The sequence below is a fragment of the Natronosporangium hydrolyticum genome (genome assembly GCF_016925615.1).
Taxonomy (GTDB): domain Bacteria; phylum Actinomycetota; class Actinomycetes; order Mycobacteriales; family Micromonosporaceae; genus Natronosporangium; species Natronosporangium hydrolyticum.
Genome location: NZ_CP070499.1, coordinates 520,015 through 543,149 on the forward strand (window position 1 = coordinate 520,015; position 23,135 = coordinate 543,149).

At 69.9% G+C, this 23,135-nt stretch carries 16 protein-coding genes; 5 read left to right on the plus strand and 11 right to left on the minus strand.

What is annotated here, in order from left to right:
• Positions 1 to 14: 14 nt before the first annotated feature.
• From JQS43_RS02480 to JQS43_RS02510, 7 genes are all read right to left on the minus strand, one after another.
• Complete coding sequence (locus JQS43_RS02480) at positions 15 to 521, minus strand: hypothetical protein (RefSeq protein WP_239677431.1); 507 nt, start codon at positions 519 to 521, stop codon at positions 15 to 17.
• Complete coding sequence (locus tag JQS43_RS02485) at positions 518 to 4,894, minus strand: CapA family protein (RefSeq protein ID WP_239677432.1); 4,377 nt, start codon at positions 4,892 to 4,894, stop codon at positions 518 to 520. Before JQS43_RS02485 ends, JQS43_RS02480 begins: the two co-directional genes overlap by 4 nt.
• Before the next feature lie 27 nt (positions 4,895 to 4,921).
• A complete protein-coding gene (locus JQS43_RS02490) occupies positions 4,922 to 6,094 on the minus strand; it encodes an ATP-binding protein (RefSeq protein ID WP_239677433.1) in 1,173 nt (390 codons plus the stop codon).
• On the minus strand, positions 6,084 to 8,093 hold the full coding sequence (locus JQS43_RS02495) for an acylphosphatase (protein WP_239677434.1): 2,010 nt from the start codon (positions 8,091 to 8,093) through the stop codon (positions 6,084 to 6,086). The genes JQS43_RS02490 and JQS43_RS02495 overlap by 11 nt, the downstream gene beginning before the upstream one ends.
• Before the next feature lie 175 nt (positions 8,094 to 8,268).
• Entirely contained in the window at positions 8,269 to 8,964 is a 696-nt protein-coding gene (gene cuyB / locus JQS43_RS02500) for a cysteate racemase (protein WP_239677435.1), read from the minus strand.
• 21 nt (positions 8,965 to 8,985) lie between these two features.
• Positions 8,986 to 9,777, minus strand: coding sequence for an ABC transporter ATP-binding protein (locus JQS43_RS02505; RefSeq protein ID WP_239679282.1), 792 nt, complete (start codon positions 9,775 to 9,777; stop codon positions 8,986 to 8,988).
• Positions 9,778 to 9,785: 8 nt separating this feature from the next.
• Positions 9,786 to 10,598: an ABC transporter permease gene (locus tag JQS43_RS02510; protein ID WP_239677436.1), complete on the minus strand. Its 813-nt coding sequence runs from the start codon at positions 10,596 to 10,598 to the stop codon at positions 9,786 to 9,788.
• A gap of 105 nt (positions 10,599 to 10,703) precedes the next feature.
• Between JQS43_RS02510 and JQS43_RS02515 the strand changes: the two genes are divergently transcribed.
• Genes JQS43_RS02515 through JQS43_RS02525 form a run of 3 tightly spaced genes read left to right on the plus strand, consistent with a single transcriptional unit; the run spans position 10,704 to position 14,468 of the window.
• The gene (locus tag JQS43_RS02515) at positions 10,704 to 12,404 is read left to right on the plus strand and encodes a CDP-glycerol glycerophosphotransferase family protein (protein ID WP_239677437.1); all 1,701 of its coding nucleotides are present in this window, start codon (positions 10,704 to 10,706) and stop codon (positions 12,402 to 12,404) included.
• On the plus strand, positions 12,401 to 13,093 hold the full coding sequence (locus JQS43_RS02520; protein WP_239677438.1) for a phosphocholine cytidylyltransferase family protein: 693 nt from the start codon (positions 12,401 to 12,403) through the stop codon (positions 13,091 to 13,093). The genes JQS43_RS02515 and JQS43_RS02520 overlap by 4 nt, the downstream gene beginning before the upstream one ends.
• 19 nt (positions 13,094 to 13,112) lie before the next feature.
• Positions 13,113 to 14,468 (plus strand): hypothetical protein, encoded by a 1,356-nt coding sequence (locus JQS43_RS02525; RefSeq protein ID WP_239677439.1) that lies wholly within the window; start codon positions 13,113 to 13,115, stop codon positions 14,466 to 14,468.
• 113 nt (positions 14,469 to 14,581) lie between these two features.
• On the opposite strand, the gene JQS43_RS26240 is transcribed toward JQS43_RS02525, so the two are convergent.
• The 4 genes from JQS43_RS26240 to JQS43_RS02540 all read right to left on the minus strand — a co-directional run bounded on the left by JQS43_RS26240 (position 14,582) and on the right by JQS43_RS02540 (position 19,152).
• A complete protein-coding gene (locus tag JQS43_RS26240) occupies positions 14,582 to 14,743 on the minus strand; it encodes a helix-turn-helix domain-containing protein (protein ID WP_420847642.1) in 162 nt (53 codons plus the stop codon).
• Between the two features lie 173 nt (positions 14,744 to 14,916).
• Positions 14,917 to 15,336: a hypothetical protein gene (locus JQS43_RS02530; protein WP_239677440.1), complete on the minus strand. Its 420-nt coding sequence runs from the start codon at positions 15,334 to 15,336 to the stop codon at positions 14,917 to 14,919.
• 257 nt (positions 15,337 to 15,593) lie between these two features.
• Positions 15,594 to 16,745: a helix-turn-helix domain-containing protein gene (locus JQS43_RS02535; RefSeq protein WP_239677441.1), complete on the minus strand. Its 1,152-nt coding sequence runs from the start codon at positions 16,743 to 16,745 to the stop codon at positions 15,594 to 15,596.
• Positions 16,746 to 17,241: 496 nt separating this feature from the next.
• The gene (locus JQS43_RS02540; protein ID WP_239677442.1) at positions 17,242 to 19,152 is read right to left on the minus strand and encodes a LicD family protein; all 1,911 of its coding nucleotides are present in this window, start codon (positions 19,150 to 19,152) and stop codon (positions 17,242 to 17,244) included.
• A 157-nt stretch (positions 19,153 to 19,309) separates the two neighbouring features.
• On the opposite strand from JQS43_RS02540, the gene JQS43_RS02545 reads away from it, so the two are divergent.
• Together JQS43_RS02545 and JQS43_RS02550 are read left to right on the plus strand one after the other, a co-directional pair.
• Positions 19,310 to 20,944 carry a glycosyltransferase family 2 protein gene (locus JQS43_RS02545; protein WP_239677443.1) on the plus strand — a complete coding sequence of 545 codons (1,635 nt, stop codon included), beginning with the start codon at positions 19,310 to 19,312 and terminating at the stop codon, positions 20,942 to 20,944.
• A 134-nt stretch (positions 20,945 to 21,078) separates the two neighbouring features.
• Positions 21,079 to 22,407: an ABC transporter ATP-binding protein gene (locus JQS43_RS02550; protein WP_239677444.1), complete on the plus strand. Its 1,329-nt coding sequence runs from the start codon at positions 21,079 to 21,081 to the stop codon at positions 22,405 to 22,407.
• Positions 22,408 to 23,135 lie beyond the last annotated feature (728 nt).

Genomic DNA, 23,135 nt, shown 5'->3' on the forward strand with positions numbered 1-23,135 from the left:
GGGGGTCTGCGCGCTCAGGCGACGAGTGCGCAGACCCCCCAGCTCTCGGTTTCGCCCATGGCCGTCATCCCGGGCCGGGCGCCACCAGTACCGAAGCTTTGGGCGCCCGTCGGGCAGACGGCCTCCCATCCCTCGATGCCCAGGGTCGATGACGCCACCCGGACGGCGTGGGGGAGCGCGTCGGTGCAGGTGCCGTAGAGGTTCAGCTGCCAGTCGGTCGGCCCCCTGCCGCAGATCGCGGACACCCACAGCTGCCTGTTCGGCGGCACGGTGAATCCGCCTCCGCCGGTGGGGGTGGTGCGAGCGGTCACCGCGAAGCCACCCGTCACCAGCCGCATCCCGGTCAACATCGCTCGGGGTTGGTCGGGGTTGCTGTACGCCGCGCCGCCGCCGTCGATGACGGTGGTCCCGGGCGGACAGTGGGCGGTCAGGGGCAGGACGCTGTTCGAGGCGTTGTTGGCCGAGGCTTGAACCAGCACCAGGTCAGGGTTGCCGCGGCCGCGCCACCAGCTGTCGGTCAAGACCGGTCGGTGCCTGTCACCCGGTCGGCCGACGTGCGTTGCCAGGGCATTCGAAGCCGTCGAGGCTGTGGCCGCCGCCGTACGAAGCCGGCAGGCAGCACCGCGTCGAAGAACCCGGCGATGCTACCGGCGACCACCTGATCGTCGGGGGAGAAAGTCGGGGTGGTGGTCAGCCCTTCGACAGTGACGCGCTGCGCGTTCAAACCGCCTGCGGTTCGCACTGGCGCGAGCAGATCCACGGCGGCCCAACGCAGCTCCGGGATGGCCCGAACCGCTTGAGCCGCCGACCGCGCCAGTGATGGCACGACCTCGGGGGTGAGTAGGGCAGCGGCGGTGCCGGCGGGAAGCACGAATGCGTACGCTTCGCGGTCGGTGGCCAGGACCCTGACCCGGAGCCCTGGCCGCCGAGATTGAAGAAATCCAGCTTCGTCCGCCAAGCCATCCCAGGCCGCGTTGATCTCGTCCGGACCGGCGGAGGGAGCGAGAACCGTCCCTGCCCGCCATCCCGCCCCGCCCCGCGCTGGCAGCAACGCGACCGGGGTGTCAAACTGCGCCAATCGGGCGGACAAGTCCACAACGGACGACACCGGCTGCCCCTTGGGAATCCGGATCTCTGCGAGGCGTAGTAGTCTCCGTAGCTGGCCGCGACGGTTGATGACCTGGGCCACGAGTGACAGGTCCGCAGTGCCCGCGCAGCCGAAGATGAGCTGGTCCTGATCGCCGGCGAGTCGTCGTAGGTCTGGCGCCAAGTCCTCGTACGCAACCTTGCCGGTGGTGAGGTAGTCCGAGAGCAGATCCTTGATCGTGACTGTGGCCGACGCATCTCTATGCGCGAAGGCGGTGGGGCTCATCGTCCCCGGCCGGCGGCCTGCCTTTCCAATGCCGTCTCCCACGGTTCGCTGCTCAGCACCGAAATCAGCGACCCGACCGCGGCGAAGTTGCCAGATCGATCGAGCGAGGTTGCGCGGCCTTCCGTACAGCGGATAGTGGAAGCCGCCAATGCCGGCATTGACGTTGATCTCAAGGACATAGACTTCTTCCCGGTCGCCATCCTGACCCGGCCGGAGAATCGCATCTACACCACCCCAATTCAAGCCAGGGACGGCCTTCACTGCGGCAACCGCGGTCTGCTTCAAAACTTCCGGTACCTCGTCGGAGTAGTCGATGCTATCACCGCCTACTGAAAAGTTGGCGGCACCGCCCACGTAGACCTTGTCGTCCTTTCCCGGGATTGACGCCAAACTCAGTCCCGCCCTGCTCAGGAGGGTGTCGAGATTGTCGTTGACGCGTATCGGGCGGTTCTGTAGGTGGGGATTTCGGCGTCGCCGTTGATTCTTGGTATCGATCAGTTGGGCGATGGTGTGGACACCGTCGCCGATCACATTCGGCGCATCACGACCGCAGACCGCCACGCACTCGTGGTTGGTGGCCACACACCGGAACTCGGTGCCGGCGACAAAGCGCTCGACAAGTACGCCACCCTCCGCGTCCGCCCGGTCGTAGGCCGCCCGCAGGTGGTCGATATCGGTGACGTTGACAGATACTCCGGCGCCCCGGTCGCCCATGGCCGGTTTAACCACCACCGGGCCGTCCAAGGTCCGAAAGAGGTCCTCGGCGTCCGCCAGTGATTGTGCCACCCCACCCGGTGCGGTGCTGACTCCGGCATCGTTCAGCAGCCGTTTGAGTATTCCCTTGTCGCGGACCACCTTCGTGGCGGGGACAGATTCGAGGCAGCGGTTCCCCTTGAATAGCAGCCGTTGCTCACCGAGGCTGGCGACGAAGGTGTCGCTGGCCAACCAGTCGATGCTCGCACCATCGAGCTCGGCTTCCTTGGCGATCAGCAGCGACGGCAGGAGCCGTTGGTCAAGCATCCGCAGCAGTGCAGTCGACTCTGGATCGTCGTAGACGTTCTCCCCATTTGCGCCGGGATCTGTGGTGGGTGTGACCGCCGCCGTGGTGAAGGCGTAGCCGAGGTAGAACCCGTACTCGTCCCGACCTCGATGCGCCAGGCGCTGGAACGAGTGGTCGAGGTCGTGGCTGACCAACGCGGACCAGAGCGCCTCGAAGCTCGCCTCGTCGACTGGACTGGGTCGGTGGTTGGTGGCACGGTTGTCGCTGGTGATCGGGTACAGCCGCAGGTCGACCACCCAGCCACCGGCCCGTACTCCCGCATTCACCCGGGCGACCAGACCGTACGGGGGAGCATCGTGCTTATCGAATCGGCCGCCCCAGTTGAACTGGAAGTTCCCAAGCGAGTAGACCACGGCGTGCTGCCGGCCGAACGAACACTGCTGCAGCATGTGTGCACCGTGCCCGATGATGAGGTCGGCCCCCGCATCGACAAACGCGGCCGCGGCCCGTTGCTGAGCCTCGTTCACCCACTGATAGTTCCGGCCCCAGTGCGGAAAAACCACAATTAGCGAGCTGGGGTCGGTGCGGCGTAGCTCGGTGATCGCGGTCGCCACACGCTGGATCGCCATGCTGTGTACGCCCGGCTGCCGAGACCCGGCGTAGAACTGGTACTGGTCTCGCAGCTTGGCTTGGATCTGCATGGCGCCGATGACATGGACCCGCCGCTCCACGCCGTCGAAGTCGAGCCGCAGCGTCAAGGGCTCGGCTGCTTCGGCCCCTGAGGCTCCGGCGCCGAAAGCCTGGATGCCTGCTGCCTCCAGTTGTTGCTTGGTCGCGAGGAGGTGCTCCGCGCCGTAATCCATGGTGTGGTTGTTGGCCAGGCTGACAGCGTCGACGCCCAGTCGGGTCAGACAGTCGATCGTCCGCTGCGGCGAATCCCACCCGAGATAGGGTTTGTCGCCCTCGAACGGGCTTACCGGATGGTCTGCCAGCACAGTCTCCAGATTGAGGATGAGCGCGTCGTGGTCAGCCACGAGCGGCTGGAGGTCGGCGACGAAGGACATCGGATTTTCGTCAAGCCGGTGCCGCAGGGAGCCGCCGGCCCGGTCTACGTAAACGTCGCCGAGGCTGGTGTCCCCGCCGAACACGAGGGTCTTGAAAGCCACTCCGGAGAGGTCCGGTAACTCGGATGCGCTGATCGGTTCGGGCTCCGGTCCATCGACCTGGGCCAGCGGGCCGGCAGCTGCCGTCGCAGCCTCGTAAGTCGCCTCGACATAGGGGGCGAGCTTGTCCCAGCGCAGCCGCGTGCCCAGCCCTGGCGTGGTCTGGCGGGCGATGATGTTGCTGTCCTTCGCATGGTACTTCGCCAGCGGCTCGGAGATCCGCTCCTGCACGTTCTGCGGCGGGACAGTGGTCAGGTAGTCCACCCGGGGCAGCGCCCGGGCGAGGCTGTGCAGGGCCCAAGCAGTGACGTCGCTGGTGCCGACCATCCCCCCGATGCAGACGTGGACCTCCGGGTCGGCGGCGACCGCCGCGTTCGCGAGGTCCAGGCTGGCCAGCAGCCCGCCTGCCTTCGGGGCCTTGATGTTGATCGCCCGGCAGCCGCCGAGCGCGTTCAGCCGGGTCAGGTCGTCCACGTCCCACATGCCCTCGTCCGGCATGACCCGAAGATCGAGCGGCTGGTCCGAGCCGAGCGCCTGGCAGCGTTCGTCGGCGACCCGCTGCAGCTGCGGGAGCTGGTCCACATCCCGTTTCGGAAGCATCCCCTCCACCACGATCGACGCCGGGAGCTCGCCGCGGCCCATCCGGTCGGCGATCTCGGTAAGCAGCCGGACCGCCCCGTCGTAGTCGAGCGCCTCGTTGATGTCGATCCAGATCGGCCGCTCCCGGCCGACCGAGCGGTTCGCCTCGGTCACCACACCGAGCAGCGAGAGGTCGTACGCGATGTCGCCGGTGCCCTTGACCCGGGTCATCGGGAACCGGACCTGCTTGATGGTCTTTTCCTTCACCTGCGCCAGGTCGTTGCTGGAGGAGATGGTGGAGATGCTGATCCCGATGTCGTCGCGCTGCCGGCCGAGCAGGTCCGCGAGCTGTATCCCGAGGGCGTGGGAGACCACATCCAGCAGCGCGGTCTCGATGCCTAGCAGCGTGCCGCGGAACGGTCGATCCCTGTCCTGCTCCTCCGCGTGGGCGACGGCGATCGGGTTCAGCTCGGCCATGGCGGACCGGACGCTCGCAACCGCCTCGGCCGGCCCATCGAAGCGGAGCCGGCGGCCCGCCAGCGCATCGGTCGCCGCGCAGAGGAACTGCCAAGCGGAGACCCGGTCCTTGCCGCCGTCCCCGGTCAGCGCGTGGCGGGGTTGGCACTCGCCGAGCCCTTCGAACGGCTGGCCGCTGCCTTCGGCACCCAGCACCAGTAGGAAGTTGACCCCGGCAGTGGTGACCCCCCTGGCGGTGCCGTAGGCCCGCTTCAGCGGCATCTGGTAGCGGACCGCCCGCACCCGGGTAAGCGAAATCTCCACGGTGCCCCTCCCGCCGTACCGCGTGCGTCAGCTGTGGCGTACTTCGACGAGCCTGGCGCGTTGGCCGTCCAGTTGCCCATCGACCAGCAGCTCGAAAAGCATGGCCAACGCGTTGGGTGACCCCTGCAGTGTGCCCTCTGCGGTGCCTTCGATCCGATCGGCGACCGCCACCTGGCCGGCGAGACCATGCTCGGCGATCGCCGCGGTCAGCGCCGCGGCCACCCCGTCCGGGTCCGTGCAGCCTTCAATGTGCGCCGTCACCGACACCTCATCGCGCGGCGGCTGCTCGGTCTCGGCGGCGGCGCGCTGCAGCGACAGCAGCTCCTCGCCGAGGCGGTGGCCGAGTTCCGCCGAGGCGAGCGCTAGCACCGCGAGGTATGGCCGCTCCGAGAAGTCGACGATCCAAGCCTCCTGCTCGGCGACCGGGCGATGGTGATCGGCCACCACCATGCCGATGGTGGTAGTCGCCAGGCCCGGGATCGTGGTCGCCGCCTGGAGCGCGAGCTCGGCCAGGCTTGGGTGGAGCTCGTCGGTGACGTCCCGGACGCTGGTCGGCGCCGCGCTGTCGCCGATTCGGTGGACCGCGGCCCGGACCTGGCCGGCGACTGTGACCAGGTGGAGGTAGTCGCCCTCGACGTGGCGTTCGACTAGGAACTGGTAGCCGGCCGGTGCAATCGACCGGCCGTCCTCCTCGTCCGGCTCCAGCAGCAGCGTCAACGCGTACGCGGTGCGGCTGAAGGTGGGGCGGTCCAGCTCCGGGGTGCGCAGGTAGTCGATCGCTGACTCCAGCTCGGCCACGTTCCGGATGCCGGCGGTCACCTCGGCCAGGTTCTCGCCGACCGCCGGCTTGACCGCCACCGGGTAGCCGATCTGCTCCGCGAAGGTCTTCGCCACCGCCAGCTCCCGGCCGATGGCGAAGGTCGCCCCCGGGGGGACCGGCAGCCCGGCCCGGGCGAGCAGCTCCCGCCGCATGCGCTTGTCCTGCGCGTAGGTCACCGCCGACAGGGTGCTCTGCTGGGGGACACCGTGGACGAACGACAGCTCCCCCGGCTCGTCGGCGCGGGTGGCCACCAGCACCTGCCGCGGATAGAGCGTCACGTCAAAGCCGTACCGCAGCGCCGCGCGGTGGACTTCGTATCCGTCGTGGAGCTGGCGGGCGATCCGGCCCACTGGGCCGGCGGTGACGGAGTCAGCGGGCATCCTGGCGCTCCTGCGGGTCGTGCTCGAGAATCTCGAAGTCGGTCACGGCGGGCGAGTTGATGTGGACCGTGTCGACCGAGGTGGGGCGCGCGCGCCGAGGGCCGAGCACAGTGGCCGCCGCCAGCGCGCTCGCCGGCACCGCGTCGCCCACCAGCACCGCCTCCACGGTCTGGGCGTCGATGTTGCGGACCCACCCGGTGAGCCCGAAGGAGCGGGCGTGGCGCTGCAACCAGGTGCGGTAACCGACCCGGGTGACCCGCCCGCGGATGGTCAGTTTTAGCGCCAGCCGGTCCGCCGGCTTGTCGTGGGTGTTCAACCCGTAGTGCTCGACACACTGCGCGATGACGGTCCGCGCCACCTGGCGGGGCGCGCCGTAGAGGGGATACTCGCAGTTACCGATGGCGGCGTGGGCATTCAGCTCACAGATCCCGGCTCGCTGCTCCGCCAGATCTCTGGTGTGGTCCTCGATCAGGAAGTCGATGCCGCAGAACCACAGCCCCGGCACGGCCTTGACGGCTCTGACGCAGGCCTCTTTGATGCTCGGGTGCAGCTCTTCGAGCACGTCGATGGAGTCGCCGCCCTGCGAGAGACTGCAGGAGTTGCTCAGCAGCACCCGCTGGCCCGGTGGCGGGACCGAGCAGAGGTCGAGGCCGACCCGTTCCAGCTGGAAGCGGGCGGCGTCGTCGTATTTGATCGGCCGTCCCCACAGGTGCGGGTTGAGCCGGCGGGCGGCGTTTTTGTTGGCGACCAACTCGGCCACTGAGTGGACGCCGTCGCCCTCGACCGAGGCGGGCTCCCGCAGGATCGCGGCGATCACCTCGTCCCCGACCACCACGATCCGGTAGTCGCGGCCGGTGACGTGTTGTTCGACGATGAAGTCGTCTTTGCCCAGCCGGCTCTTGACGAGCTGGTCGAAGGCGATGTTGAGCTCTCGCTCGTCAGCGATGTTGGCGACCACGCCGATGCCGCGTACGCCCATCGCCGGTTTGACCACGACCGGGTAGCCGATCCGCTCGGCGAACGCCCGGGCTGAGGCGAAGTCGCCGTTGGTGAAGGTGCGCCCCTTCGGCACCGGAACCCCGGCCCGCCGCAGCCGCATCCGGGTGGCTTCTTTGTGGGTGCACAACGCCAGTGATACCGCGCTGGAACGCGGTGAACGGCTCCATTTGAAGACCAGCGGCGGGTGCTCACCGTCGGTAGCGGTGAACGCACCCTTGGAGAATCGGGTGGTGCGCAGCCCGAGCGCCAGCGCCTCCCGCTCCAGCAGGTGCCCCTTAGTGCCGTTGGAACCCAGCGGCTTCAGGAATTGAACCTCGTCGTAGACAGTGGCGGGCCGGCCGTCATGGGAGGGCGCGACCGGTGCCGGGAATGCAACATAGTCGAGCACCCGTCGGAGCACCGTTTCGAAGATCTCCTCGCGACGGTCCGGGCTGCCAGGTGGCTGTGGCATCGCCTGGAGCACTCCGTGAGCCCGTTCGCCGAGCAGTGTGGCGGGTGGTCGCTCGATCGCTCGGGAGACCAGGTCAACCAGCGCCGCCTCCAGCCCGAGCAGGGTGCCGTGGAACGGGCGGGGGCGCCGCCAGCTGGTGGCGGCGTCGAACACGGCCCGCAGCGTGCGCTTCGCCAGCCGCTTCGCGACCGCCTTGGGGCGGCCGCTGCGGAACTGGGTCCGCCGCTGTTCGCGTGCCAGCTCTTCTGCCCGCTGCTGGTAGGTCTCGGCGAGGGTGCTCCACTCGGCCATCACCTCACGGACGGTGAGGGCCGCCTGCGCCGGATCGTCGACGGTCAGGCGTCGCTCTTCCAGCTGCTGCAGGCAGTCGCCCACTAGCTGCCACGACAGTGGCGCCTTATCGCGGGTGCGGGCACCCCGCGGGTGACAGTCACCGAGGCCTTCCAACTGGGTGCCGTCGCTGGTCTCGCCCCGCAGCTGAACCAGGAAGTTGTGGTCACGCCTCCGTCGGTACGACGTTGCGCGTACGCGGGTCAGCTGTAGCGTCACCACCGATCCCCGCCATCCCGTTCTCTCGGTCTCTTGATCGTCTGGAGTCCGGTCGTCCCGCCTGTGGCCGTCGTCGTCCAGCCCGTGCGAGGTTAACGCTGCGTTTGCACAAAAGCTGGGACTGTACCCACAGAGTCAGGCTTTCGAGGGAATGATGTTGCTTGAGTTTGGTGGCTCATCTATTCAGCCGGCATGTGTCCACCGTGGCGCGGGCCAGGCAGTCCGCCGTGTCCACTACGGGCGCACCGGCCAGCTCGGTAACCGAGGGGAGCGCCGCCGAGATGTCTGTACACCCGATGATCAGCGCCTCGGCGCCGAGCCGGACCAGCTTTGCGCCGGCCGCCAACAGCTGCTCACCGGCGGTTTTGGAGTCTCCCGCCTTCATCCTGCGGATGCCGGCCAGCACCGGGCTGACCGCGTCGCCGTCGGTCAGGTCCAGGGTGGCGATGCCGGCCGCGGCCAACCTCGACTGATAGATGCCGGCGTGGACGGTGCCGTCGGTCGCCAGCAGCCCCACCCGGGTGACGCCGGGCAGTGCCCGGAGCCGGTCCGCGGTGACGTCGGCGATGTGCAGCAGCGGCGCGGTGGCCGCGGCCGCCAGCTCCGCATACCAGTAGTGGGCGCTGTTGCAGGGCACCACCAGCAACCCGCAGCCGGCTCGATTGAGGAACTCGATCCCGCGCAGCATCGCCGGCAGCGGGCTCGGCCCCTGCCCGAGGATCGCGTCGGACCGGTCCGGGGTACGCGGATCGGAGTAGACGATCGTAGGCAGATGATCTTGGTCCCGGTCGGCCGGCGTAAGCCGGGCGAGCCTCAGGAGGAAGTCGGCGGTAGCAGCCGGCCCCATCCCCCCGAGAACGCCGAGCGACACCGTGATTAGCCCGGCGCAACCCTAGTCGTCATCGTCCTTGTCGACCTCGTGGCCGGTGGTGTCGGGGCCGTTGTAGGCGTCGAGCGCCTCCTGAATGGTGCCGTCCACCACCAGTTGGCCGCGGTCGAGAAAGAGGCCCCGCTTGCAGAACCGGGTCAGCTGCGGCTGGCTGTGTGAGACCAGCACCAGTGTCCGGCCCTCGGCCAGCAGATTGTCGATGACCTTGTAGCACTTCTTCTTGAACTCCCGGTCCCCGACCGCCAGCGCCTCGTCGACCAGCAGGATCGGGTGCGGCAGCCGGGAGACCAGTGAGAACGCCAGCCGCACCTTCATCCCGGAGGAGTAGTGCCGCACCGGCGAGTCGATCGCCTGCTTGACCTGGTCGCCGGCGAAGTCGACGATCTCGTCGAACGACGCCTTGATCTCCTTCTTGGTCATCCCGTGCAGCGAGGCGACCAGGTAGACGTTTTCGCGGCCGGTCAGGTCCCCGGAGAAGCCGGCCGAGAGCTGGATCAGCGGGGCGACCTTGCCGCGGACCAGCACGTCCCCCTCGTCCGGTTTCAGCACCCCGGCGATCAGCCGCAGCAGGGTGCTCTTGCCGGTGCCGTTGCGGCCGATGATCCCGACCGCCTCGCCGGGCTGGATATCGAAGGAGAGGTTCCGCAGCGGCCAGAACGTGTCGTGCTCCTGCCGGCGTTTGCGCCGCACGCTGTGGATGACCATTTCCCGCAGCCGCAGGTTGCGGCGCCGGTTGCGGACGAACTCGACGCCCAGGTTGCGGGCCTCGATGATCGGCGGTGTCGCGTTGGTCACGTCGGTCACTACAGCTCCTTGAGCACCGCGGGCTCCAGGCGGCGGAACACCAGCCACCCGACCCCCAGCGTAAACAGACTGCCGCCGATGCACGCGGCAAGTAGCGGCCAGCTCGGGAACATCTCCGGGAACCAGGCGGCGTGGTGCAGCTCGATGATCCCCACCAGCGGGTTGATCTGGTAGAGGATGAACGCCCACTCGGGCAGCGCGTCTTTGACCATGGCCAGCGGGTAGAGGATCGGTGAGCTGTAGAAGACCAGCCGGCTGATCATCCGCATGAAGCGTTCGATGTCCTGCATCATCACGTTCAGCGACGAGAGCAGCAGCGCGATCCCGATCAGGAAGATCCCCTGCACCAGGATTGCCAGCGGCAACACCAGCAGCGACCAGCCGATCGAGGTGCCCACCAGCAGGGCGATCCCGATCAGGATCGGGATGCCGGCGAGGAACTCCGCCGACCGGGCGATCACCCGGCCGACCGGGAACACCTCCCGGGGCACGTTCATCGTGGTGATCAGATTTTTCTGACCGGTCAGCGCGCCGGTGGCCTCGCTGAGGACCCCGCTGGTCCACATATAGGAGAAGATCCCGGCCATCAGGTAGAGGATGTACATCTCCGGCGGCAGCAGCTCCTCGAGCTGGCCGCCGCGGCCGATCACCACGATGAAGACGAAGTAGTAGATCAGCCCGATCCCGATCGGTTCGATCAGGGACCACAGATAGCCCATCGCCGAGCGCTGATATTTCAGCGCCAGGTCCCGGCGGACCAGGAAACGCAGCACGTTGCGGGCGCGCCACACCCCCACCACGCTGGATGTCACTGACCCTCCCATGGTTCGCAGCGGCGTCTGCCGGGTGCCGACCAAGCGCTCAGGCCCCCGCGCTGCCGACGACACAGGCTAGCAGGATGGCTATGCTCCAGGGCCATGAGCCGCCACGCAGCCGCCGCCGCGCGGGCACTGGCACCGGCCGGCCTGGCGGTCGCCGCATTCCTGCTCCTCGCCGTCGCGACCGCCGGCTGGTGGGGCCTCGCTGCCGCGGTCGCCGCCGTCACCGCCAGCGGTCTGTTGCACCGGCGCGCCGGCCGGGGCGGACCACCGCTCGGCCTCGATTTGACCCCCCGGCTGCTGATCGCCGCTGGGGTGCTCGCCTACGCCGCCACCCGCGAGCCGGTGGTCGACCGCTGGGCGCTCGCGGTCGCCGGGGCGGTGCTGCTCGGGGTGCTGTTCGCCGAGCCGCTGGTGCACCGGCTGGCCCGGCCCTGGTACCGAGCGGTCCGGGTGCCGGGCGCCCAACCGGCGCCGCCCGCCGCGCTGGCCGCCAACGGTACGGCGTGGCTGGTCACCTCGGTCGGGTTGCTGCTCACCGGGTTGGTGGCGGTGGGGTGGCCGGCCGCCACCGCGGCGCTGCCGGTGCCGGCGCTGGCCGCCGCCGGGGTGATCGGCTGGCTGGTGCTCGACGGGGTTCACCGCCGCCGCACCGGCCACCGGGCGGAGCTGGCCCGGTTGACCCGCGCGCTCACCGACGGCCGGCCCAGCTTCCTGCTCTACTTCAGCGCCCCGCCCGGCAGCGAATATCAGGTCAAGATGTGGCTGCGGCAGCTCGACCAGCTCGACCACCCGTACCTGGTGGTGCTGGCCGAGCCGGAGAATCTGCCGGCGGTCGCCGCCGCCACCGACGCCCCGGTGGTGGTCTGCGAGACCTTCGAGGCGCTGGACGCGGTGCTGGCGGTGCCGAGCCTGCGGGTCGCCTTCTACGTCAACAACGGCATGAAGAACGCCCACCTGGTGCGCTACACCCAGCTCACCCACGTGCAGCTGTATCACGGTGACAGCGACAAGGCGGTCACCGCCAGCCCGCTCAACCAGCTCTTCGACCGGATCTTCGTGGCCGGCCAGGCGGCGATCGACCGGTTCGCCGCCCACGGCGTGCAGATCCCGGCGGACCGCTTCCGGATCGTCGGCCGGCCGCAGGTCGCGGCGCTGGCGGTGACCGGCGAGTCGATCAGCGACGTAACCGACCCGGTGGTGCTCTACGCCCCCACCTGGATCGGGGCGCACGCCGACACCAACTACTGCTCGCTGCCGATCGCCGACCGGATCGTCGAGCAGCTACTCGCCCGCGGCCGGACGGTGATCCTGCGCCCCCACCCGTACAGCCGGCGGGACCCGGCCTCCGCCGACCAGCTGCGGCGGGCCGAGCAGCTGCTGGCGCGGGACCGGGCCGACACCGGCCGGCCGCACCGCTGGGGCGCGGCCGCCAGCGAGCAGCTGAGCCTGTTCGACTGCATGGACGCCTCACATGCCATGATCTGCGACGTGTCCAGCGTCGCGTCCGATTACCTCTACACCGGTAAACCGTTCGCGATCACCGACATGCGCGGCGAGGGCGACGAGTTCGCCCGGACGTTCCCGGTGGTCCGGGCCGCGTACCGGATCGACGCCGACGGCGGCAACCTGCCCGCCGTGCTCGACGACCTGCTGGCGGGCGACCCGCTCCGGGCCACCCGGCGCGAGCTGCGCACCTACTATCTCGGGGACGCGCCGCCGGAGCGTTACCCGATGCTCTTCCAATCCGAGGCGCGGCAGCTGCTGCCCGCCGCCGAACAGCTGCGGAGCGCCGCATGAGCTGCAGTATCGTCATCCTCGCCGCCGGCGTCGGGTCGCGGCTGGGTCGACCCCACCCCAAGCCGCTGACCCCGCTGGTCGGCGGCGAGACCATCCTCGGCCGGGCGCTGCGCCTGCTCACCGCCCGGTTCAGCCGCCACTCGCTGCACCTCGTCGTCGGCTTCAAGAAAGAGATGGTGATGGAGGAGGCCCCCGAGGTCGGCTTCATCTACAACCAGTATTACGGCGACACCAACACCTCCAAGAGCCTGCTGAAGGCGTTGACCATCGTCGGGCCGGGCGGGGTGCTGTGGCTCAACGGCGACGTGGTCTTCCACGAGGCGGTGCTCGACGATCTGCTGCCGCACATCGCCATGGACCGCTCCTTCGTCTGCGTCAACACCGCCGCGGTCGGCGACGAAGAGGTCAAGTACACCCTCGACGGCGAGGGCTACATCGACCAGCTCGCCAAGACCGTCACCGACGGGGCGCTCGGGGAGGCGGTGGGGATCAACTACATCTCCGCCAACGACCGGCCGGCACTGGCCCGCCGGCTGCGCGAATGCGCCGACCAGGACTACTTCGAACGCGGCATCGAGCTGGCGATCGCCGAGGACGGGGTGCGGATCGAGGCGGTCGACGTCTCCCGCCACCTGGTGGTCGAGGTCGACTTCGCCGAGGACCTGGCCCGCGCCAACGAATCCCTCTGACCCACCAGTGGAGGCCCCCGTGCTGTCCCAGGCGCTCACCCGCGCGAAACAGACCGGCGTACGAACGGTGGCGCGGTGGCCGGTCTACCGTGCCCTGCCGCCCAGCGGACTGCGCACCTACGCGGCAATCAAGTATCTGCACGAGAACTCCACCCCGGAGGCGCTCGTCAGCTACCTGCGCAACGTCGGCGTCCCGGTCCGTCCACTCTCGGCGGCGCTGGTGGCGGCCCGGGCGGTCTTCCGCGCCGGCCACGACGAGCTGCTCGACGAGGCGCTCACCACGCTGGCGGAGCGGTACCCGCACGCCGGGGCGGTGCCGGCGCTACGCGCCGACCTCGAATCCTTCCATGGCCGGTACGAGCCGGCGCTGGCCGCGGCCGAGCAGGCCGACCGGCTGGCGCCGGGCTCGCCGGCCGGGCTGGCCCGGGTGGTGAAGCTCAACTACCGGGTACGGCCGGTCGAGGCGGCCGACGAGGCCGCCGCTGCCGCGGTGCCCCGATTCCCGCGCAGCCCGGAGCTGATGTGGCAGGTCGCGCTCGCCTGCGCCAGCGCCGACCAGTACGCCCGGGTGGCGGCGGCCTGGCAGGACCGGCCCGACCCGGCCCCCGACGACCTACTGCCGGTGGTGCGGCAGTTGGCGACCGCGGCCTCCCGCGGTGGCGAGGTGACCGCCGCGATCGGCTGGTACCGGGCGGCGATCGACCTGCTCACCAGCGGGACGGTCCGGACCGCCCCGAAACCGCGGACCACCACCCTGGCCGGGTTGGGTGCCCGGCGGGCGATCGAGGACCTGTGCCGGGTACTCGACGGCGCCGGGGTGCGGTTCTTCTTCGCCGCCGGCACCGCGCTCGGGCTGATTCGGCAGGGCCGACCACTGGCCGCCGACGGCGACATCGACCTGGGGGTCTTCGCCGAGGATTGGGACCGGGCGGCGTTGCTGGAGCTGTTCACCCGTGACCCCGCCTTCGACCTGGATCTGCATCCGCAGACCGAGAAGGTGGGGCTGCGGCACCGCGGCGGCTCGCCTGTGGACATCTTCCGGTTCTATCCGGACGGTGACAAGGTGTTCCACGACGGGGTCTTCGTCCGCTGGTGGAACAGCCCGTTCGAGATTACCCGGCGGGAGATCGGCGGCCAGTCGGTGCCGCTGCCGGCCGACCCGGAACGGTATCTGGTGGAGAACTACGGACCGGAGTGGCGGACCCCGTGGCCGGGCTTCGACGCCTTCACCGATGACGCGCCGAACCTGGAGGTGACCCGGCCGGAGTTCCAACGGCTGCACTTCACCCGCCGGGCGTACGAGCGGCTGGCGGTCGGCGACCGGGCGGCCGCCGACCAGGAACTGGCCCGGGCGGCAGACCCCGCCGCTGGCTGAGAAGGTCTGGGTAGCGGTCGCCTGGGCCGGCAGGGTGCTGGTGGTGGCTGGTTACCCGCTGTAGGGCTGCTCGGCGATGCCCAGCGCGGTGTCGAGGTCGGCGACCAGTGGAGCTAGCTGAGCCTGGTCGGGGTGATCGGCCGACCGTGCTCCCCACGCTCCACCTTGCTTAGATGTCCATGCGACATACCAACCTGCCTTGCGACCCGGCGTAGTGGTACGCCCATGCTTTCGCGGATGGCCCGCAAAGTCGGCCCGTCGTAGGTCAGGCTCATCAGCGGCCACCCCGCTGCCCCACCCGACCCGACAGGATCTCGGCAAGGTAACCGATCCGCTGCCGCGCTCGTGTCGCACTGATCTCAAGCGGGTTCATGAACTTCTCTGTATACAAGCCGGTCTCCCAGTAGCGAAGGGGGATGAAGGAAAGACGGGATCTCAGTCGCAGTGACTAGCGTGGTGGCAGCGTCCATTCGATGAACCGAATGAACAGTTGCGGCACCGGCAGGTCCAGGCCTTCCCGAACCGCCTGTTCCAACAGATCGTGGCACAACCGGCCGAGGGCAGGAGTGCGGCCGTAGCGGGCAAGCAACCGCTGCCGCGCCACCGGACACGGCCACGGTGCTTGGCATCTCCGGCATTCCCACAGCTGCGCCTCGGCCGCGGAACGATTGGGAAGATGACTACCCACACCACGGAGGTCCGGGCTTCGCCACGGATCGGAGTAGCGACCCTGAGCGGCGTTGCCCGACCGTGCCCAGCCCGCCCGGGTCAGCAACGGCGACAAGTTCGGCAACACCGTGGTCGGTGCATCGAGCGTTCTTTCCGGACGAAGCAGCTCTGACCAGTGCCGCTGGTTCGCTCCCAGCACCTGATCCCCATCCGGCACCGGATCCGTGTGATTGGTTTCGATCGGCCGCTTCGCGCGCCGCCATAGCCACCGCATCACAATCCTCCACATTGCTGCGATCGAGGGAGCGGCGAGCCCGGTATGTCTGGCACGGCCGCACCCAGTGAGACTCCCGTGTCGGCTACCTTGTGGGTGGTTCCGACGCGGTGCGGTCTACAGTCTCACCGGTGGCGGTCAAGATTCGGAAGATGTGAACTGTCAGCCGCTCCCGACGACTGTCAGCGAGTTGGCTGGTGCGCCGCGCACACCTCGGCCAGGTCAGCCGCCTCGCTGACCCCGCTCCGCTCCACCCGTGAGCGCACCAGCTGGACCCGCCACCAGTTGCTCGCTACCACCCGCCCCGACGTAACCGCCTGCACAGCAGTGGCGGCAGCCTCATCCGGTCGCCCGGCAGTTACCAGCGCCAGCGCCAAGTCGAGCCGGGCCGAGGCGACCCGCCGCGGGCGACCGTCGAGTTCGGCAATCACCTCCCGGGCGACCTGCTCGGCGGCGGGATCACCGGCCCACGCCAAAGTGGTCGCCGTATACGACCTCGCCTTGGCCGGGTCATATTGGTAGTGATGCTCCGGCCGATCTGGGTGCGGCCGGCGTCCCGCCAGCCGCGCCACCTCGTCGAGCACTCGCCGCGTCATGGCTCGGTCGCCAAGCCGTGCCCACGCCCGCCCCTCCTGGGCGGTCGCCTGCACCTGCGCGCTCGACCCCGCCGGAGCGATGGACCGGGCCCGTTGCGAGAGCTGTATGGCGCTCCGATAGTCGCCAGTGGTCAGCACCTCCCACGCCCGGGTCTCCCACACCCACGCGGCAATCTCTGGATGGTCGGCATGATCGGCCAGCTGCTCGGCGACGGCCAGCCGCGCGGCTGCCGCAGCGCTGTGCCGCCGGTCGATGTGTAGGGTGGCGGCGAGCAGCTGCAACCACCCGGCGGCCACCACAAGCTCCCGCCGCTGTGCCAATGTCGCCCGCGCATCCAGTAGCCGAGCGGCGAAGACGGCATGCTGGCGTACCCGAGGCAGCAACAGTCCCGGTTGGGTTGTGGCGTACGAGGTGGCCAGTTGGTCAACAGCAACCGCCAGCTGCTCCAGCGTCTCCGGTGATACGTCGCTGGCGGCGACCCGGCCGGCCAGCTCGGTCGCCTCAGCGATATCGGCGGCGGGGTCACGGAAGGCTTCGGCAGAGAGTGCCCCACCCGCGTCAAGCACGTCATCGAGCCTGGCCAGCATCTCCGGAGACGGGACCCTGCGGCCGCGTTCGATGTCGTGGACATGCGTGGCGGAACAGGGCACTCTAGCGGCGAGTTGGCGCAGAGACCAACCGCGGGTGGTGCGTAGCTCTCGTAGTCGTACGGCGACGGGCAAGGCGGTGTCTGCCATGGCCTCCCCCCAAGTAAAGATCAGAGCGGCGTCGGCCGGTCCGCTACTACTCTCAACCGATCGTTGATGGGTTGACCATAGCCGATGTTGCGCACAGTAAGCGATACGCAGCGCTTGCCCGGGGTTTGACTACGCGGCTGAGTCAAGGCCGTCCAGCGTGAGAGTGGACACCTCGCAGTCGATACGTGAGGCGGTCGCCGTCTTGCTGCGGGCCTTCGGCCCTTCGATGAGCACCGCTCCAGCACGCTTGAGCGCCTCACCAAGTTGGGCGTCGGCCAGTCGTTTTATGTACGTAACGCTCTACAACCCGCCGGAGTCGTCAATTTGTAGCAGTCTGAGTCGTCAGATTACGCACTTATCAGTCGTCAGTTCGGCAGCGTGGCATGCTTCGGTCATGACACGAGCAGCGTGGAACGGTGCGCAGGCGTGACGGAGACCGTATAGCCGGCATCCACGGAGTGCTGCCGGTGCTTGAAACGGTGATGGCCGCGCGGGCTCAGGGGAGGAACTCCGCCAGCGGGTAGAGGTCCTGTGAACCGACCGAGACTAGCCGGCCCGCCTCCGGGTGGCCGGCGGTCTCGCGCCGGACCCGCTCCGCCAACTCCTTGTACTCGCTGACGGTGATCAACGCCTGGCCGAGATTCTCCAGGATCGCCGGGTCGATCTCCGAGGTGTAATACATGAAGCCCGGGTCCGGGGTGTGCCAGCCGGGGCCGTAATGCCCCCGCAGGAACTTCTCGGTCTCCTTCGGCACCAGCACCCGTTCGCCGCGCAGCTGCCCCTCCGCGACCGGCAGAAAATCCTCCCGGGTGGCCGGGAAGCTGCAGTGGTTGTGCAGCCACACCCGGCCGTTCTGGAACCAGAGCGGCCGCACATCCAGGTGGTAGCCGTCGGTCGCTTCCCGCTCCAGCTGGATCCGGAACAGCCGACCCTTGCGGTTGAAGCTGACCGTGAAGCCGGCCTTGACCAGCTGCACCACCAGTCGCTTGGTGTCTTCCTTCACCGCGATCGGGTCGGTCTCGTCGCAGACGTAACCGCAGTCGAAGTCGTCGTCGCCGGGGATGAAGTCACCCTCCCGGTGGTAGCCGAGCAGCGTGCCGTACATCAGGAACAGCGGCCGGCCCAGCTCCTGTTCGAAGTGGTCCCGGACCTTTGCGTAGATCTGCAAGTAGCGCTGCTGGCGCTCGCGGGTCTCGGCGAGCGACGGGCTGAGGACGCCTTTCTTGTCGAGCTTGCCCCCGGCGGCCACGATGGCGGGCAGCTCCCCGGTGCCGTGCGGGACGGTGAGCCGCAGCGAGTCGGCGCCGCCGGTCGTTCGGAGTCGGGTGCCGTCCGGGGCCTGCACGGTCAGCGTCGCCTCGGTCGGGAAGGTGGCGACCGTGGGGCGTTTCATGTCCAATCCGAACTGGGGGAAGAATCCGTCGCCGCCGACGTTCAACGAACGGACCTTCACCCCGTCGAGCAGCAGGTCGACGTGGTCCAGCCCGGGGGTGGCGGCGAGCCCGCTGATGACCAGCCCGCTGAACGCGAACCGGGCGGTGAACAGGCCGACCACCGGCCCGTCCGCGACCGGCCCGCCCGGGGTGACGGCGCAGTCGAAGAGCGGATCCTCGACCCGCGGCTGGCCTTGCCGGTGGTGGATCGACTCCAGCTGGAACTGCCACCGGTGCTTCACCGCCAGCACCCACCGGCCGGTGCTCTGGGCGGCGTCGCGCAACGCCGCGTCGTAGAGCGCGGCGGCGCCGGCGAGGTCGCCGTCGGCGAGCCGGGCCTCCGACAGCGCCTCCCGCCAGGTGGTCTTGGCCGGCTCCAGCTCGGCCGCGCGCTCCAGAGCCTGGCGGGCGACGGTGATATCGGCGGTCGGCGGTTGCTCGAAGTGGAACTGCCCCTCGGCCCGGCCGGCGCGGGTGCCGGTGAAGGTGCCGCCCCACCGGCCAAGGTCGCGGGAGACCTCGCCGAGCCGCCGGTGGGTGAGGGCGTGGCTTGGGTGGCGGGCGGCGTTCTCGGTCAGCACCCGTTGCGCTTCGCGCCACTCGCCGACCTGGTCGAGCAGGTCGGCGAGCCGGACCGCCCAACGGGGATGCTTCGCCCCGGCGAGCTCCACCACCGTCTGCCACGCCTCGACCGCGCCGGCGATGTCGCCCGCGTGGGCGCGCTGCCGCGCCACCAGCTGGGCCTGCTCGGCGGCGGTGAGTGGTCGCAGTCGCCAGCCGCCGCCCCGGCCGGCGGCGGCGTCGAGCCGGGACTCCCGGGCAAGGTCGCGCCGCTCCAGGGCGTAGCCGAGCCGGGAGGACCAGCGGGACTGGTTCCGGCTGAACCGGCGGGCGACCCGGCAGGCGGCGGCCGCCGCTGACCAGACCGAGGGTGACTGGGTGGCCCGGACCCGGGCGACTAATCCTGCGCGCATGCCTACTCCTGCTCCGCCCCCCGACACCGGTTCTGTCAGCGGTGACCACCGTACTGGGTGGCCGGTACGGGCGGGTCCGGTGGTGGCCGGACGGTACGCGCGCGCCGCGCCGGCGAATCGGCGTACCGTTCGGCGATCTTGTGGTAACAGTGAGTAGGTGACAAGCGACGCCCCACCGCCGGTGGGCAACGACTGGGGCGGCCTACAGCCGCCCTCGGTCGACAACTGGCGCCCGACCACCCCGGTAAGCGTGATCATCCCGGCCCGCCAGTGCCCGGAGACGCTGCCGCTGGTGCTGGCCGGGCTAGCCCACCAGACCTACCCCAGCGAGCTGCTGGAGGTGGTGGTCGTCGACGACGGCTCCGAACCCAAGCTGGAGCTGCCGGAGCTGGCCCCGGCGAACTGCCGGATCGTCCGGGCGGCGGACCACTCCACCGGCTGGGGGCGGGCCAACGCCCTGCACGTCGGGGTCTCGGTCAGCGACGGCGAGATCCTGCACTGGTTGGACGCCGACGTGGTGCCCTTCCCGGACCATGTGGCGGCGCAGGCGCGCTGGCACCACGCCGCCCCGGGCTTGGTGACGCTGGGCTACAAACGGTTCGTCTCGGCCCCGCTGCCGGCGGTCGACGAGGTTACGCGGCGGGCGGCGGCCGGCACCCTCGGGGAGCTGTTCCCGCACTCCGCGACCGAGCCCCACGACTACGTCGAAGAGCTGATCGACGGGACCGAACAGCTGCGCGCCGCCGACCATCTGGCGTTCCGGGCCCATGTGGGCGCCACCGCGGCGCTGCGGCGCGACCTCTACCAGGCCGCCGGTGGGCTGGACACCTCGCTGCGGCTCGGCGAGGACAGCGAGTTCGGCTACCGGCTCGCCCAGGCCGGGGCGGTCTTCGTGCCGGAGCCGCAGTCGCGCAGCTGGCACCTCGGCCCGTCCCACGCGATGCGGGTCGGCCAGCGGATCCGCCGCCACAATCGCCCCTACCTGGCCGACCGGATGCCGCTGCCCCGCTGGCTGCGCGGCCCGGCCCGGCGGGTGTGGGCGGTGCCGCTGGTGACCGCGGTGGTCACCGTCAACGGTGCCCCGGCCGAGCAGGTGCAGGCGTGTGTCGACCGGCTGCTCGGCAGCGACGAGTACGACCTGCGGGTGCTGCTGGTCGGCGACTGGTCGGAGCTGTCGGAGCAGCGCCGGTCGGTGCTCGACGATCCGCTGCTCGACCTGCGGCTGGTGGCCGCCGCGTACCGGTCGGAGCCGCGGGTGTCGCTGGTGAGTACCGCCCCGACCGTGGCGTTCCCGTCCCCGTACCTGCTGCGGGTGCCGGTCCAGCTGGGGGTGGCGCCGCGGACGGTGCGCCGGCTGGTGGCCGACGCCGACACCTGGCGGGCCGGGGTGGTGCAGCTGCTGCCGGGCGGCACCGGCACCGGGCCGGCGCCGGCCGCGATCGAGCTCTGGCGGACCGCGGCGGTGAACCGGGCCCGCCGCTGGCTGCCCCAGCTGCCGTTGCCCGAGGCGGTGGCGCGGGCGTGGGGGAGCCGGTGGGTGGGCGGTGAGGCGTACGGGGTGGTGGACCTGACCGCCGCCGCGGCGGTCCCGCCGGGCGAGGCGAACGCCGCCAGCCCGGCCGGGTCGGCGCCGACGCCGTCGCCGGAAGCTGCGACGCCTCGAGCGGCGACGCCGGGGCCGGTGATGGTGGCCGGGCTGCGGTCGTGGCTGCGGGCCACCCGGTACGTGGGGCGGCTGGCGATGCGGCGGGCGTACCAGCGGATGAGGCTGCTCACCCGGCGATTCGGTTAGTTTCGGCGGTACCGCCGGTTGGCGTAACGAGCCCGTTACGTCCGGCACATGGGTCGTTTACCCGATTGTTCGGGACCGATGATCCTCGTCACAGTGTTCCCGGCGGGAGATAAGGGCGTCTCTAGGAGGTGACGGTGGCGACCGTCGCACTCAAGGAGGTCACCAAGGTTTTTCCGGGCGGGACAGTGGCCGTGGACGGCCTCGACCTGGACGTGGCCGACGGTGAGTTCCTCGTGCTGCTCGGCCCATCCGGGTGCGGGAAGTCTACTGTCCTGCGCATCGTCGCCGGCCTAGAATCACCCAGCGCCGGCTCGGTCCTGCTCGACGGCGAACTGGTCAACGAGCTACCGCCCCGGGAACGGCGGATCGCCATGGTGTTCCAGGATTTCGCCCTGTATCCGCACATGACCGTCGGCGACAACATCGGCTTCCCGCTGAAGCTCGCCGGTGCCGAGCCAGGTGACCGGCAGGAGCGCACCAGCAACGTCGCGGCCGCCCTCGGCATCGGTGACGTGCTGGGCCGACGCCCCAGCCAACTCTCCGGCGGGCAGCGGCAACGGGTGGCGATGGGGCGGGCGATCGTCCGGCAGCCGGGCCTCTTCCTCATGGACGAGCCACTCTCCAACCTTGACAGTGGGCTCCGGGCCGAGCTGCGGGCCGAGATCTCGGCGCTCACCCGGGAACTCGGCGTCACCACTATCTACGTCACCCACGACCAGGCCGAGGCGTTGACCATGGCGGACCGGGTGGCGATCATGCGCAACGGGGTGTTGCAGGACGTCGGTTCACCCACCCAGGTGTACAGCCGGCCGGCCACGCTCTACGTCGCCGCGTTCCTCGGCAGCCCCCGGATGAACCTGCTGGAGGCCAGCGTCTACGTCCAGCTCGACCGGCACGTCACGCTCGCCATCGGCGACCAGGCGCTCTACCTACCCTGGGACGACATGCGCAGCCGGCGGATGGCCCACTACCACGGCGAACGGATCGTGGTCGGGATGCGGCCGGAGGCGCTCACCCCGGTCGCCCCGGACACCCCCGGCCACCGGCTGGTGGGGAAGATCCGGTACCTGGAGCACCACGGTCACGAGACGCTCGCGTTCCTGGACGTCGGAGCCACCGCGGTGGCCTTGGACGAACCCAGCATCCCCACCCAGCGGGCGGCGGCCAGCGCCAACGCCGCCGGCCGGGGCGGGCTGGGGCGGCTGCTCACCCGGTTCAGCAAAGGCAACCGGGGCGGGGCGGCGGCAACGGCCGAAGCCGGCGAACCGGGCGACCGTCCCCGCAACCCCCAGAGCGTCTTCTTCGACCCCGGCCGCCACCACCAGAAACCCGCCGAGGTGGTGGTCCGCCTCGCGCCGTACCCGCAGATCGCTGTGGGGCAGTCGCTGAACGTCGCCGTGAGCCTCGAAGCGCTGCACTTCTTCGACGAACGGGGCGACCGGATCGACCTCCACCAGCGGTGAGCGGGCCGCAGTCTTGAACATCAACTCGGCCCGGCCGTCGCCCTCGAAGTCGTACACCGGGCCGGTGTAGCCGAGCTGCGACGGGCGTTGCGACGGGCGTTGCGGCGGTACATCGAGCGCGTGGTGGTGTGGCGTCGGCCGGACACTGTGGACGTGATCGGACGTGACCGGACGTGACCCGTTCGGCGGGAGTCCGAAGGTGAACTCCCGCGGGCCACCCGAGATCATGGGCGGGTCGACTGAGGTCCCGTCACATCGCCTACGAGAGCTGCGAGCACAGACGGGGCAGGCCGGCCCGCATCCCCAGGTGCGCCCGCGCTGCCATCAAGGCGAGATCTCCTCGTGTTTCCAGCTTCGACCTTCCCGTGCGCGGCGTCGCGACTTCCCGTGCGCGGCGTCGCGACTTCCCGTGCGCGGCGTCGCGACTTCCCGTGCGCGGCGTCGCGACTTCCCGTGCGCGGCGTCGCGACTTCCCGTGCGCGGCGTCGCGACTTCCCGTGCGCGGCGTCGCGACTTCCCGTGCGCGGCGTCGCGACTTCCCGTGCGCGGCGTCGCGACTTCCCGTACGCGGCGTCGCGACTTCCCGTGCGCGGCGTCGCGACTTCCCGTACGCGGCGTCGCGACTTCCCGTGCGCGGCGTCGCGACTTCCCGTACGCGGCGTCGCGACTTCCCGTACGCGGCGCTGCGACCTTCTTGGTGGGTTGAGTGGTGATCAACTAAGGTCACG